Annotated in this window: 10 protein-coding genes and 1 tRNA gene; 9 read left to right on the top strand and 2 right to left on the bottom strand. The window is 68.3% G+C overall.

Going from position 1 to position 14,581, the window contains the following annotated elements:
* The first annotated feature begins 1 nt into the window (after position 1).
* The 5 genes from ACN469_RS25380 (at position 2) to ACN469_RS25360 (ending at position 4,661) form a co-directional block, all read left to right on the top strand.
* Positions 2-2,083 carry an ATP-dependent helicase gene (locus tag ACN469_RS25380; RefSeq protein WP_498771618.1) on the top strand — a complete coding sequence of 694 codons (2,082 nt, stop codon included), beginning with the start codon at positions 2-4 and terminating at the stop codon, positions 2,081-2,083.
* Between the two features lie 90 nt (positions 2,084-2,173).
* Complete coding sequence (locus tag ACN469_RS25375; RefSeq protein ID WP_498771616.1) at positions 2,174-3,796, top strand: Hsp70 family protein; 1,623 nt, start codon at positions 2,174-2,176, stop codon at positions 3,794-3,796.
* A gap of 6 nt (positions 3,797-3,802) precedes the next feature.
* Complete coding sequence (locus ACN469_RS25370) at positions 3,803-4,228, top strand: SCP2 sterol-binding domain-containing protein (protein ID WP_498771614.1); 426 nt, start codon at positions 3,803-3,805, stop codon at positions 4,226-4,228.
* A gap of 17 nt (positions 4,229-4,245) precedes the next feature.
* A complete protein-coding gene (locus tag ACN469_RS25365; protein ID WP_163866903.1) occupies positions 4,246-4,515 on the top strand; it encodes a hypothetical protein in 270 nt (89 codons plus the stop codon).
* A 74-nt stretch (positions 4,516-4,589) separates the two neighbouring features.
* Positions 4,590-4,661 (top strand) — tRNA-Val (locus ACN469_RS25360).
* 153 nt (positions 4,662-4,814) lie between these two features.
* Here ACN469_RS25360 and ACN469_RS25355 read toward each other — a convergent pair.
* Entirely contained in the window at positions 4,815-5,801 is a 987-nt protein-coding gene (locus ACN469_RS25355) for a TerC family protein (protein WP_498771612.1), read from the bottom strand.
* Between the two features lie 352 nt (positions 5,802-6,153).
* On the opposite strand from ACN469_RS25355, the gene ACN469_RS25350 reads away from it, so the two are divergent.
* Positions 6,154-7,176, top strand: a complete 1,023-nt coding sequence (locus ACN469_RS25350) for a carbohydrate-binding protein (RefSeq protein ID WP_498771610.1) — start codon at positions 6,154-6,156, stop codon at positions 7,174-7,176.
* Between the two features lie 245 nt (positions 7,177-7,421).
* Positions 7,422-9,038 (top strand): Rieske 2Fe-2S domain-containing protein, encoded by a 1,617-nt coding sequence (locus ACN469_RS25345; RefSeq protein ID WP_498771608.1) that lies wholly within the window; start codon positions 7,422-7,424, stop codon positions 9,036-9,038.
* A 1-nt stretch (position 9,039) separates the two neighbouring features.
* On the opposite strand, the gene ACN469_RS25340 is transcribed toward ACN469_RS25345, so the two are convergent.
* Positions 9,040-11,412, bottom strand: a complete 2,373-nt coding sequence (locus ACN469_RS25340) for a LamG-like jellyroll fold domain-containing protein (RefSeq protein WP_498771607.1) — start codon at positions 11,410-11,412, stop codon at positions 9,040-9,042.
* Positions 11,413-11,630: 218 nt separating this feature from the next.
* On the opposite strand from ACN469_RS25340, the gene ACN469_RS25335 reads away from it, so the two are divergent.
* Positions 11,631-13,622, top strand: a complete 1,992-nt coding sequence (locus ACN469_RS25335; RefSeq protein ID WP_498771605.1) for an ankyrin repeat domain-containing protein — start codon at positions 11,631-11,633, stop codon at positions 13,620-13,622.
* A gap of 316 nt (positions 13,623-13,938) precedes the next feature.
* On the top strand, positions 13,939-14,581 hold a 643-nt coding region (locus ACN469_RS25330; protein ID WP_498771603.1), incomplete at its 3' end, for a carboxypeptidase-like regulatory domain-containing protein.

Here is a 14,581-nt window from a genome sequence, read left to right as displayed (position 1 = left end):
CATGGTCTCCCTGCCCACCCCTCGGACAGTTGCTCCGACGAGCGCCTCGTCGCGCATCGACTACGCCGGCCTGCTCAACGAGGAGCAGCTCCGGGCGGTGGAGGCGGAGGCCGGGCCCGTGCTGGTCATCGCCGGGGCGGGCTCCGGCAAGACGCGCACGCTCACGTTCCGCGTGGCCCGGCTGTTGGAGCGCGGCGTCGCGCCGGAAAACCTCCTGCTGCTGACCTTCACCAACAAGGCCGCGCGGGAGATGACCCGGAGGGTGACGGAGCTGGCGGGCTCCTTCGCGGACGTGCGGCGCATCCTCGGCGGGACGTTCCACCACGCGGCGCACCTGCTCCTGCGCCAGTACGCGGGAGTGCTGGGCTACTCGGACCGCTTCACCGTGCTGGACCGGGAAGACGCCCGGGACTTGATGGTCACCTGTCTGGCCGAGCGCAAGCTCAAGAGCGACAAGCGCTTCCCCCGGCCGGAGCTGGTGCTGGACCTGGTGTCGCTGGCCACCAACCTCCAGCAGGCCGTCTCCGAGGTCCTCTTTGACAGGAGGCCCCAGTTCCTGCCCCTGGCCCCGGAGATCCTCGCGACGGCGGCGCGCTACCGGCAGCGCAAGGCGCAGCTGCACCTGATGGACTTCGATGACCTGCTGCTCAACCTGAAGCGGCTGCTCACCGAGCACCCCGAGGTGCGCGCCCAGCTCACCGAGCGCTTCCACAGCGTCCTCGTGGACGAGTACCAGGACACCAACAAGCTCCAGGGCGACATCGTGGATCTGCTCGCCGGAGAGCGCGGTGATTTGACGGTGGTGGGGGACGACTGTCAGTCCATCTACAGCTTCCGGGGCGCGGACTTCTCCAACATCATCGGCTTCCCCGAGCGCCATCCCGGCTGCGCCGTCTTCACGCTCACGCGCAACTACCGCTCCACCCCCGAGGTCCTCCAGCTCGCCAACGCGGCCATCGCCCGGAACGAGCGGCAGTTCCCCAAGGCCCTCGTCGCCGAGCGTCCCCCCGGGGCGCGTCCCGTCGTCGTCCCCGCGCTCGACGCCGCGGACCAGGCGGTCTGGGTGGCCAGCAGGATTCAGGAGCTTCGCGACGGCGGCCTCCCCCTGGAGTCGATGGCCGTCCTCTATCGCGCGCACAACCACTCGCTCGAGCTGCAACTGGAGCTGACGCGCCGGGGCCTGCCGTTCCGGGTGCGCTCCGGGGTGCGCTTCTTCGAGCAGCCCCACGTCAAGGATGTGCTGGCGCACCTCAGACTGGTGAACAACCCCGGGGACGAGCTCGCCTTCAAGCGGGTGGTGCGCGCGGTGCCCGGTATCGGGCCCACGACGGCGGAGCACCTGTGGACGTCCCTGCGCGCGCTGCCGGAGGGCCTGGCCCTGGCGGAGGGATTGGAGCGCGACGAAGTCCGCACCCACCTGGCGCGCAAGTCGAAGCCGGGCTTCGAGCGCTTCTCTCAGTTGATGGGTCGGCTGGGACGTCCCGACGCAGCCGCCGACCCGGGCCGTCTCATCGAGGACGTGCTGGACGGCGGGTACGCGGAGGTGCTCGCGGCCGAGTCGACCCCCGAGGAGGGCCGGGAGGATGACCTGCGCCAGCTCGCCGAATACGCGCGCCGGTTCGAGGACCTGCCCCGCTTCCTGTCGGAGCTGGCCCTGGTCGCGGAGTTCGCCGCGAAGGAGGCCCTGGGGGCCGATGCTCCCGGGGACGTCCTGACACTCACCACCGTCCATCAGTCCAAGGGGCTGGAGTGGCGCGCCGTCTTCGTCCTCTGGCTGGTGGACGGGCGCTTCCCCATGTCCCAGGCCGCTCGCTCGGCGGAGGAGGAAGAGGAGGAGCGACGCCTCTTCTACGTCGCCACCACCCGGGCGAAGGACCACCTGGCGCTGGTGTACCCCCTGTCAGTGCTGCCCCGGGAGGGGGACCGCATCCTCCTGCGGCCGTCCCGCTTCCTGGAGGAGCTGCCAGCCGGGGAGGGGGCTCCCTATGATCGGCTCGTCCTGGTGTCCGCCGAGGCGGTCCTGGGAGGACTCCCCCTGGGGTCGCCTGGCCCGGGGGCGACGGGGTCCGAGACAGAGGACTGAGCCGGACGCCCAGAAACGCGCGCGCGAAGTCGCGACGTGATACAGAGTGGGACGAGGGCGTGCGTCTTGTGACCCGCGCCTGTGAACTTCATGGCGGACAGACCTCGCATCGTCGGGATTGACCTGGGCACCACCAACACGCTGGTGGCGTCCGTGCGCAACCGCATCCCGAAGATTGTCCCCACGGACCGCGGCAATCTCATCCTCCCCTCCGTCGTCGCCCTGTCGTCCAAGGGAGACCTGCTGGTGGGAGGGGTGGCCAAGGACCAGATGGTCACCAACCCCCGCAATACGCTGTGGGGGACCAAGCGGCTCATCGGACGGAAGTACCATTCCAAGTCCGTGGAAGACCTCCGGGGTGCCTTCCCGTACGACATCGTCGAGGGCCCGGGCGGCGACGCCGCGGTGATGATGGGCGGCAAGCTCTACTCGCTGCCCCAGGTCTCCAGCTTCGTGCTGTCCCAGCTGAAGACCATCGCCGAGCAGTTCCTGGGCGGCCCCATCGACGCGGCCGTCATCTCCGTCCCGGCCTACTACAACGACAACCAGCGCCAGGCGGTGAAGGAGGCGGGCCGGTTGGCCGGCTTCGACGTCAAGCGCATCGTCAACGAGCCGACGGCGGCGGCGCTGGCCTACGGCTTCAACCGGGGCCTGGACCAGAAGATCCTCGTCTATGACCTGGGCGGCGGCACCTTCGACGTGTCCGTGCTGCACCTGTCCGGCAACGTCTTCGAGGTGCTCGCCACGGGCGGCGACTCCTTCCTGGGCGGCGCGGACTTCGACAACCGCATCATGGAGTACGTGCTGGAGCGTTTCCGCGAGGAGGCGAAGATCGACCTCGCCGAGAACCCCATCGCCCTCCAGCGCATCAAGAACGCCGCCGAGGCGGCGAAGATCGACCTGACGCTCATCCCCAACGTCGTCATCGACCTGCCCTTCATCGACGAGCGCAAGGGCAAGCCGTTGGACCTGCGCATCCCCCTGACGCGCGAGTTCCTCAACAGCCTCACCGGCGACCTGGTGGACCGGACGTTCGACATCTGTGATCGCGTCCTGGCGGAGAAGGGTATCGCCCGCTCGGAGATCGACGAGATCATCCTCGTCGGCGGACAGAGCCGGATGCCGCTGGTGCAGCAGAAGATCCAGGCGCACTTCGGCAAGCCGCCTCGCAAGGGCGTGCACCCCGACGAGTGCGTGGCCCTGGGCGCGGCGCTGCTGGGCGACTCGCTGGGCAGCATCGACGCGGTGACGCTGCTGGACGCGCTGTCCATGCCCATCGGCTACGCGCTGCCCAACGGCCGCGTGAAGCGCATCATCGAGAAGAACTCTCTCATCCCCATGGTGAAGAGCTTCCGCCTGCCTCCGCCCAAGGAGCCCAGCGCGCAGTTCATCGAGCTGGACATCTTCCAGGGTGACAGCGACCTGATGGTGGACAACGAGTACCTGGGCACCGTGCGTGTTCCTTCCGCCGCCGCCGGGCGGAAGATCGACTTCCGCCTCACCGAGGAGTGTCTGCTCCAGGTCGAGGTGGAAGAGGCCAGCGGCGTGCCTCGCAAGGTGGACCTGGCCACGCGAGACACCCCGGAGCAGCTCAAGAAGGCGCTCCAGGAGGTCGTCATCAAGCGCGACAATCAGCCGGTGGCCAGCTCCAGTGGCACCAGCGATGACCGGGGCCTCTTCTCCAGCATCAAGAGCATCTTCCGGAGAGGGTAGTTGGTCATGGCGAAGTTCCCGTCGAAGGAGTGGCTGGACGAAGCGGTCCGGCTCACGAACGAAGATCCCGAGTGCGCTGTCGCCGGCCGAGGCTGGAAGGGCGACTTCGGGGCCGTCATCGAGGCGGAGCCCGGCAAGCTCGCGAAGTCGTTCGTCATCTACGTCGTCCCGGGTGACTGCCGCATCGAGAAGGCGCGCGTGCTCGCGGACCCGGACGACCTGGACGAGCTGGAGCCGGTGTACCTGGCCCGCGCCCCGTACACCGTCTGGAAGCAGCTGCTCCTGGGCACGTTGGATCCGGTGGAGGCGGTGCTCAAGCGCCGCATCTTCATGCAGGGTGATCTGCAGCCGCTCATCGAGCGCATGAAGTACAAGGGCATCGCGGACCGCGTCTTCGCGAAGCTGCAGACGCAGTTCGTCGACGAGCCGTAAGGCCGGGGGGACAATCCATGGGTATCCGCGACGACTTGAAGAAGCAGGCGCTGGAGCTCTCCAGCAAAGCGGTGGAGAAGCTGATGGCCGACGAGAAGCGGGCCATGGCCATCGCAAACGCCATTGGCAAGGCCCAGCGTGGCAAGCAGGCGCTGGACAAGGGCCAGGAGGGGCTGATGAAGGCCTTCCACTTCGCGCCGCGCAGCGAGTTCAAGGCGGTGGGAAAGCAGCTCTCCGGCCTCAAGCGTCGGCTGCGTGAGCTGGAGGAAAAGCTGGACGGGCTGTAGTTGAAATTGCGTTGACACCCACGGGGGCAGATGGCATTTACCCCCTCGTCGCGTCTCGGTCGCACACGAAGCGCGGGCGCATAGCTCAGTGGTAGAGCACTGCCTTCACACGGCAGGGGTCGCAGGTTCAAGCCCTGCTGCGCCCAACAGAAGAGGCCGTGAATCCAAGGGGAAACCCAAGGGTTCACGGCCTCTTCGCTTTTCAACCCAGGCAGTGCCGGACGTCACTTCGGGGCGTCCTCGGCGCGCCTGGGTATCGACTCCCAGGCGCGCCGAGGGTTCCCGGTGCGGGGTGGACTTCAGCTCTCCGACGGCTTGGCGAGCGGCTCCGCGTCGGTCGTCACCGGCGCGTGCGGCGGCGTGTTTCGCGACTTGATGATCGACGCGACGATGCTGGCGCCCAGCATGCCGGCGATGACACCCAGGGACACGGCGGGGTGGATCTTCACGAAGTCGATGATGGCCATCTTCGTGCCCACGAAGATGAGCACGCCCGACAGACCGACCTTCAGGTAGCTGAACTTCTCCACCGCCCCGGCCAGCAGGAAGAACAACGAGCGCAGGCCGAGGATGGCGAAGATGTTGGACGTGAAGACGATGAACGGATCCCGCGTGACGGCGAAGATGGCGGGGATGGAGTCGAGCGCGAAGAGGATGTCCGACGCCTCCACCAGGATGAGCGCCATGAGCAGCGGCGTGGCCAGCTTGCGGCCATTCTCCACGGTGAAGAAGTGGTGCCCGTCGAAGCGGGTCGTGGAGGGGATGGTCCGCCGCACCAGCTTCATCATCCACCCGTCCTCCGGGTGGTCTTCCTTGTTGCGCTGGAAGAAGAGCTTCAGGCCCGTGAGGATGAGGAACGCGCCGAAGACGTAGATGAGCCAGTGGAAGCGCTCCAGCATGGCCACGCCGGCGAAGATCATGATGGCCCGCAGCACCAGCGCGCTGAGGATGCCCCAGAAGAGCACCCGGTGCTGGTACAGCGCGGGGATGCGCAGCGCGGAGAAGATGACGACGAAGACGAAGATGTTGTCGACGGAGAGCGACTTCTCGATGAGGTAGCCGGTGAGGAACTCCACCGCCGGACCTCCGCCGAACTTCCACCACAGCCCCGCGTTGAACACGAGCGCCAGGCTGATCCACACCGAGCTCCAGCCCAGCGCCTCCTTGAAGCTGACCGCGTGGGCCTTCCGGTGGAAGACGCCCAGGTCCAGGGCGAGCATGGCGATGACGAAGGCAATGAAGCCGCCCCACAGGGCAGGACTGCCGACGGTTTGTAAGGGTTCCATAGGTGGATTTCAGATAAGAGCGCCCGCTCTCTTCGACAAATAGGGATTACGGCTGCGCTCCATCGAGAAAACCGAAGTGAGCGCGCGGGAGCGGATGGAGGCCTGTCCCGGGAGGGGTCAGCCCGAGGGGGGCTGGTGCGGGCGCCACTGGCTGGGGAAGGGTTGCGGGACGTGGTGGGTTTCGGCCCGTCCGGTTGGAACTCGACAGTCACCGGGCCACTGAGACCAACCAGGCGTCGGCGCCCGAAGGCATTCCTGGCCTTTGGGGCGGTGGGCGCGGCGAGGGCTCGCAGGGCGATCGGCGTCCGCGGCTCTTGTCACTCGAGTGGCCCCTCGAAGAAGGACCGCCCTTTTGACCCGGAACCGTCTTCTCTCCTCGATTTGCGGGGCCTTGCTGGCCCTCTCCGCCACGGCCTGTGGCGCTGACTCCTCTGGTACGACGTCTCCCGGTGATAGCGAGCCGCCTTCCGAGCAGCCTCAGGTCCCCACGCCGACCCCTACGCCCACGCCGACGCCTGATCCGACGCCCACGCCGGTGCCGGTGCCGGACCCGACTCCCACGCCCAACCCGGATCCGACAACGCCCACTCCCGAGCAGCCAGGCGTCGACCAGTTCGGCGTGACGATGCTCTACCCCTCCACGTCGGGGGGCGAGGCCTGGGCGCTGGCGGACAACCCCACGTCGGACTCGCGGTTCGACCCTCAGGGCACCATCACCCGCAACGCGGATGGCTCCTGGAAGATGAAGAGCGGCCAGGTGCGCATGGGCGTCACTACGTCGACGGGGTACTCGGCGGCGAAGATTCCCACCTATGACCGGGATGTGCTGGCGAGCCGTGGGTACATGCAGGCGGCCAACGACTGGCGCAACGTGGAGATGACGGGCTTCGTGAAGCTCAACTCCGCCTCGGACGGCTCCGACAACTTCGACTGGTACGCGCGCGGCGGGAAGCACAACGACAAGAGCTCCGGCTGCGAGGGCAGCAGCTACAAGGGTGGCTTGCACTACGACGGCCGTGCGCGCTGGCAGAAGGAGACGTGGCATGTCTCCTACGAGCAGGCGCCGTACAAGCCGGCCACGTCGGCGCTGAAGGGCCGCTGGGTGGGCTTCAAGGCGGTGATGCGCAACACCACGGTGAGCGGCAAGGAGGCCGTGAAGCTGGAGCTCTACGTCAACGAGAACGCCGACAAGGTGACGTGGAAGAAGGTCCACGACATGGTCGACGCGGGGGACTGGGGCGGTGACGCGGAGCACTGCGGCGGCTCTGTCGGCGCCATGCCGATTTCATGGGGCGGCCCCATCGCCACGTTCCGCTGGGACAACGCGGAGGACGTGGACTTCAAGTGGCTGACCGTTCGTGAAATCCAGCCGTAGTCGGTGCTGAGTCGCGGCCCGCGTGGGCCGTGCCGGGGCGCGGAGGGCCAAGGCCTTCCGCGCCCTTTCTCGTGCGCCTGGCGTGGGCTCGTGTCGCCACGCGAACGAGGGGGGCGACTCCGAGGCAGGTGGCCGGAGTGTCAGGGAGCGCGCAGCCTTCTTCGCACCCCTGCGGGAGCGGGCGGCACATCCGAGCGTGTGGGCGCGGCGCTTCGCTGGCCTGCTTCGGGCGAAGGGCGGCGTTGATGCGAATCACCTTCCTGGGCCATGCGGGCTTCGCGGTGGAGACCGAGCGGAGCGTCGTCGTCATGGACCCGTGGCTCACCGAGCGGGGTGCCTTCGACTCGGCGTGGATGCAGCTTCCGCGCAACCACCACCTGGCCCCCCGCGTGCGCGAGCTGCTGGAGACGCCGGGCCGGGAGCGCTTCCTCTACGTCAGCCACGAGCACAAGGACCACTTCGACCCGGAGTTCCTGGCCACGCTCCAGCGCCGCGACTTCACGGTGGTGATTCCGCGCTTCCTGCGCTCGGAGCTGCAGGACGTCTTCGCGAAGTATGGCTGCAAGCGCGTCATCGCCTGTGAGGACGGACGAGAGGTCCCCTTCAAGGGTGGCTACATCAAGCTCTTCGTGTCGGAGCAGGGCACCAACCGGGACTCGGCCGTCATGGTGCGAGGCGACGGTCAGTGCTTCATCAACCTCAACGACTGCAAGCTGCATGACCGGCTGGCGCGCATCACCGCGGAGGAGGGGCCCATCGACGTCTTCACGGCCCAGTTCTCCGGCGCCATCTGGCACCCCACCTGTTACGAGTACGCGCCGGAGACGTACGCGTCCATCTCGCTGAAGAAGCGGGAGAGCAAGTTCGAGGCGGTGGCGCGGGCGCTGGAGGTGGTGAAGCCCCGGGCGTACCTCGCCTCGGCGGGGCCCGCGTGTTTCCTGGACCCGTCCCTGTTCCAACTCAACTTCGAGAAGGTGAACATCTTCCCCAACGCCACCACGCTGTTCCGCTTCCTGGAGCCGCGCCTGCCGGGGGCCGCGTCGAAGTACCTGGAGCCGATGCCCGGGGATGTCCTGGACGTGGGCTCGCTGGACTTCGTCTCGCTCGAGAAGGAGCGCGTGACGGACGAGGGCATGGAGGCGTACCTCCGGAAGTACGCGGCGGACATGGCGCACCTGTTCCGGGAGCGCCGCCGCAACATGCTGCGCGCGGAGGTGGATGAGATTCATGCGCGGCTGCGCGTGGAGCTGCAACGCAAGCTGGACCTGTTGGACCTGCACGAGCGCGTGGGCATGCCGCTGTACGTGGAGCTGACGGAGCTCCCGGAGCGACTGCTGCGGGTGGACTTCAAGGGCCGGCGCGTGGACGAAGTCCCCGAGATTCGCGAGACGACGCGCTACACGATGAAGGTGTCCGCCGCGGACATGGTGCGGGTGTTGGACCGGAAGCTGACGTGGGAGGACTTCCTGTTGTCCTTCCGACTGCGCCTGAGTCGAGCTCCGGACGTCTACGAGCCCATCCTCCACGGCTTCCTGGGCGTGGAGATTGAAGACATGCGCGCCTTCTGCGAGGGCGTGCGCTCCACCGAGTCGCAGCGCGAGCGGACCGTGGTGACGGTGGGACAGAAGCGCTTCTCCGTGCAGCGCTTCTGCCCGCACCAGGGCGCGGACCTGGCGGAGGGCTGGGTGGAGGAGGGGCGCTATCTGGTGTGCCCTCGCCACCGCTGGCAGTTCGACATGGAGGATGGCGGGCGCTGCTCGATGAATGGCTCCACGCTCTGCGCGGAGCCTGTCACCAACCCCGGGCCCGAGGAGACGGAGAAGCCCTCCGCCCCCACGCCGGTCATCGAGCCGCGCGCGTAGCTCAGGGCTCGAAGCCGGCGCCACCGTTCCACAGGCGCTGGCTCTCGGGCTCGGTCAGCACCCGCTTCCAGTAGCCGACGGCGTCCAGCGTGCCATGCAGGTGGGCGTCCTCGCAGGTGTTGTGGGCGCCCAGGTTCAGGTCGCCGGACGTCACCTGGACTCCCGTCGACCACGGGGCGGACACCACCGTCCCGCGGTCCGCCGTCGTCCCGACGCGCAGGTGGATGCTCCCCGCGAGCGCGTCGTGCCAGGCCTCCAGGAAGTAGAACGTGTCCAGGCTCACGGGGGCGGGGTGGATGACGCCGCCCAGCTCCCCGGGGTCCGCGTCTCCGGTGCTCGACACCTGGAACTCGAAGTGCTGGAGCGTGGCGTTGTACCAGACGCGGTACTCGCGTCCGCCCGCCTCGTTGTTCCACTTACCGACCAACGTCTGGCTGTCGTAGAACGAAGACATCCGCATCCAGCCCGCCCACGTGAAGCTGCCTCGGCCGTGGCTCATGGTGGACACGTTGGGGCGCCAGAAGTGGTAGCCGGTGGGGCCGTTGATCTGCTGCCCCATGCCCTGGATGGCGGCGACGCGCGTGATTCCGACCGCGTCCTCGGGGAAGGGGCTCACGTCCATGCCGCTCGCCAGGTCGACGCGGTCGTCAGTGCCCGTCTCGTCCATCTTGAAGAACATCACCGCGGACTCGGCCAGCGAGGTCGCCGGGTCCACCGGGACGCGGATGCATGAGATCATCCCGTACTTGGCAGCGAGGTAGTCCTCGATGGCCTCACGCTCCGCGGGCAGGAGCGCGCGGTGGTAGACGATGACCTCCGAGATGAGCCCCGCGAAGGCGTCGTTGGACTGCTCGCGCTGGGAGCCGTCGCTCGCGCCCAGCGTGGAGTTCGTATAGGCATACGCGTTCGTCGTGGCGGTGGAGGTGCCCTTCGCCGCGCAGTTGACGAACAGCCTGCTGTCTCCGGACCGGGCCACCGCGCTCAGCACGCGGAGCGCTCCGTCGTGGGTGGTCGTCGGGGAGGACAGGTACAGGCCGCTGCCGTTCGAGTTGGCCTTCACCGTGGGCTTTCCCCCGACGAAGGTCAGGGCGCCCCCATAGGTGGTGAGGAAGCCCGCGGACGAGGAGCCGGTGCCCAGCACGTGTCCCTCGGTGTCGGTCGTCTGGAGTACTGCGAAGACGGTGACGGGGAAGTGGCCGGTGGCGAAGGTATTGGCGGTCAGGTCGAGCCGATCGTTGGCGCCGTCGAACTCGACGGCCGAGTGGCCCCCGAGGGCGGAGCGTCGCAGCACGGGCTGGAGGGTCGCGGACACCTGGTGGGCGTGGTTCGTCTGGCCGGAGGAGTCGGGCCAGAGGGCCACCGCCGCGCCATTCGCTCCCTGCAGGTCATCCGCGCGCAGCCACAGCGCGCGTCCGCTGGCGATGACGGCCTCGTCGGCGCAGGTGCTGTTGTCACCCCCACACACGCCACACGCATCGACGACGGCGCCGCTGCCCGGCACACCATCGCAGCCAGGGGGAAGGGTGATGGTGAGCTGATACTGGCTCCCCAGGCACAGCTCCAGCGCGGTTCGTTCCTCGTCGGTGAGCGCGCGGTCATAGACCAGCAGCTCCGCGAGCCGACCCGCGAAGGCATCGCGTGACGCGTTGCTGTTGGCGCCGTCGCTGGCACCGAGCGTGGCCTTGCCGTAGGCGTAGGCGTTGAGCGCCGCGCTCGACATGCCCAGGGGCTGTCCATTGACGAAGAGGGCGGTGTTTCCTGCCTGCACGACGGTGGAGAGAAGCCGTGGCTGCCCATCCGCGATGGAGCCGGGGCCGCTCAGCAGCAGGCCACTTCCATTCGAGTTGGCCTTCACGGTCGGCTGGCCCGCCACCAGCGTGAGGCCCTTTCCGTAGGTGGTCAGGAACCCCGCGCTGGACGAGCCGGTGCCCACCACGTGGGCCTGCGTGTCGTTCGTCTGAATCACCGCGAACACGGTGAGCGGTGTGTTTCCGGCGAAGAGGTTGGTCGTCAGGTCCAGCCGGTCATCGACGCCGTCGAACTCGAGGGCGGTCCGCCCGCCAATCGCCGCGTAGCGCACCACGGGTTGCTGTCCCACCGTCGCCTGGACGGCATGAAGGCCTTGTCCGGAGATATCCGCCCAGCTCGCCAGCGGCGCGCCCTCCGCGTGGGTGAGTTGGCTGGCGCTGAGCCACAACCGCAGCCCCGTCGTCGAGGGGCCACACTCACTCGATTCCGTGGAGACCTGCTGACCCGCGAGCGATTCCGAGGCGCGTTCGGAGTCGGAGCAGGACCACCACACCGGACTCAGGAGCAGCACGGCGGCCAGACATCCGGAGACCGGATTCACACCGAAGGACACGAAAGGGCGCATGGCTCGATGCTAGCCTTTCCTTCCTGAAAACAGGAATTCCATGTTCGGGGTCGCGAGCGCTCCGCGTGGCGGGCCCCAGGCGGGGCGGAGTCGTGGCCTCTTGCGTGTGATTGATTGGGGCGCCATTCCAGGATTCGCGGAAGCCGGCGGATTTCTCGGGGGCCCAGGCTGAAGAAGGCAGAGACCTGGCGCGGTGTGGGCGGTAGTTTCGGCCCGCCATGTCTCGTGCCCCCAGTCCCCCGAAGAAAGTCGATGTCTCCAGGCTGATGAAGAAGGTGGACGACCTGCTCGACGAGTCGCCGCCCCAACTGGATGACGCGGTGCCGCTCCTGCGCCAGGTGCTGGAGGCGGAGCCGGAGCGGCTGATGGCGCTGCACTCCCTGAGCTGGGCGCTGGATGCCTCGCGTCGCACGGAGCCGCGTCGCTGGGAGCGGGAGCTGAAGGCGGAGCACTGGAAGGCGAGGGACCGCGTCCTCGAGCTGACGCGAGGCACGAAGCCCGGCGGCAAGCTGAGTGAGGCCCAGCGGGCGCGCTCCCTGGCCCTGAGCCTGTGGGCGGAGGAGGTCGTCCTCGGCGTGCCCTCGGACGCTCGACTCGACGCCGTGGAGGCCGCGTTGGAGGAAGCGGAGGGCCTGCGCCCGCTGCCGGACCATGGGCGGGCCCGTCGGGGGCTGGCGGCCTGGCGCGCCGTGCGACTGGGCTCCGGGAAGAAGGGCTACCCGATGCTGCTCGCCCAGGTGGAGGCGTCACCCGAGCAGCGCCTCTTCGACGTGGAGGACGACGGCCCGGAGTGCTTCAGCGGCTTGCAGGGCGCCTTCTCCGACGAGGGCTTCGTGGCGTGGCTGCGAAAGCAGAAGCCAGCGGCGCGTCCCAAGGGGAAGAAGGCGAAGGAACTCGACGCCGGGGTGCTGCTCGCGGCGGGACAGGACACCGCTCCGTCCTTCGGCCCTGGCTTCGGGGGCGGACGGGTCGCCCGCGTGTTGGCCCTGCGCGCGCTGGGGGCGAGCCTGGAGGCCCGGAACGAGGACAGGCAGGGGTTGCTCCACCTCGCCGCCATGGGGGATGACGCGCCGCTGGTGAAGGCGCTGCTCGACCTGGGGCTCTCCGTGTCCGAGGTCGATGGCGAGTCAGCTACGCCGCTGCACCTCGCCGCCGAGAAGGGCGCCGTCTCCTGCATCTCCGTGCTCGTCAAGGGCGGTGTCCCGGTGGATGCGCTCGACGAGAATGGACGGACCGCCCTCTTCAACGCGCCGTCACCAGAGGTGGCCCAGGCGCTGCTCGATGCGGGCGCCAACCCCAACGCGGGCGAGGGCTGGACGCCGCTGCACCAGCACGTGTGCTTCAAGGACCGGGGCCCGGTCATCGAGGTCCTCCTGCGCGCGGGCGCGGACGTCACCCGGAAGGACTCGGGAAAGAAGACCCCTGCGCAGGAAGCGCTGAGCCACAAGAACCCGCACCTCGCCGAGCTGTTGGGGGCGACGCGTCCCTCGGGCGGAGCGGAGCGTGCGCTGGAACTCCAGCCGCTCCTGGCCGCCCTGGCGAAGCAGAAGGCCTCGCTCCTCGATGCCTGGTACTTCGAGGACAAGGACGTGGGCGCGGTGGAGCGAGCATTGAAGTCGCTCTCGCTCCAGGGTGTGTCGTCCTGGGACGCGGTCGCGAAGGGGCTCCAGCATGAGGCACCCTGGACCGTCATGGCGGTGGTGGAGTTGGCCCGCGCGGTCCTTCCCTCCGACGCGAAGGTGAAAGCCTTCACCGGCGCCCCTCGCTTCGTCCTGGGGGACCTGGTGCTCCAGGGCAGCGCGCACCTCGACGGCCCGCTCCTGGTGACAGGCAACCTGACGGTGAAGGGAGTGCTGCGCAACGCGGGGCCGGAGGGCCTGCTCGTGGTGGGCGGCTCGCTGCGCGCCACGGGTGTGGACTCGGATGGCGAGGTGGTGGTGGGTGGAGACCTGGAGGCTCAGGTCGTGTGGGGCCACCACAATGACAACTCGCTGCACGTGGGCGGAAAGCTGAAGGCGGACGCGGTCATCGAGGATGACCACGATGTCCAGGCCAAGGTGAAGGCCCGCCACCACTTCAAGAATGGCGGGTTCGACGCCACCAGCGCGGCGCTCAAGAAGGTCTTCGTCCGGGCCGCCTTCGCCTCTGGCGAACTGGACCGGGAAGCACTGTTCGACCTGCTCCGCGCCGGCAAGCCCGCGCTGGTCTGACGCGGCCCGGTCCGCCCGCATGGGCGGAGCCTCCCCTGGCCCCTGCGGGAGACCTGTAGGCGCCAGGGCTGGAGGCCGAGACCTGTGACATCCCTGGTCACAATACCCAGTCATGAGGCATTGCTTTGTAGCGGTTCATGTCACATGCGGGTCCCGTCAGCCTTGGGTCGCCAGCGACGTGTTTGTTTTTGAGTGGATATTGATGCCGGCATTGAAACACCTGTGCCGGCCGTGGAAACGTCAGACGAATCACATACCCTGTGCACGGTGCCATCGAACCTGATGTCACCTCTCTCTCCCAACCTGGAGGTATGTGATGTCTCTGTCGAGAATCGCTGGAAAGCAGTGGCTGTGGTTGTGCGGACTTCTCGGAGGCGCGGTGGCGCTCGGCGGCGGCTGTGGCGCCCCTGACACCGAGGTCGAGCCTCAGCCCTCCGTGGAGCAGTCGCGACCGCTCGTCAGCTGTAACCCGTCGTCGACTGGAACGACCATCTGTGGCGTCGTCACGACGGCCGCGGGCTCGCCCGTCGCGGGCGCGCGGGTGGACCTGCGTGGCACCGTGACGACGACGGCCACGGACGGCTCGTTCGCCGTCTCCGCGGCGGTACCCATGGGCTCCGCGCTGAGCATCAGCTCGCCGGGGTACATGCCGCACGTGGGCGCCGTCACGCGCAACGTGCTCGGGGCCCGGTTCGTGCTCCACACGCTCCACACGCAGTCCTTTACCGGTGGCACGGCCAATGTGGTGGACCCGCGCAGCGGCGCCTCCATCCAGGTGAACCTGGCCGCGCTCCAGGGGCCGGGCGGTGCGCAGCCCCTGCCGCCGTTCACGGTGGGCGTGCGCTACATCGACACGGGCCTGCTGGCGATGCCGGGCGCGGATGCCGCCATCAACCGCACGGGCCAGGCCGTCTTCCTGGAGTCGCGTGGCGCCATCTACTCGGAGGTGCGTGACTCCA

The organism is Corallococcus terminator (assembly GCF_049194865.1).
In the GTDB taxonomy this organism is placed as follows: Bacteria; Myxococcota; Myxococcia; order Myxococcales; family Myxococcaceae; genus Myxococcus; species Myxococcus terminator_A.
The sequence above is the reverse complement of the archived record's forward strand: the minus strand, read 5'-3'. Positions and strand labels throughout refer to the sequence as shown.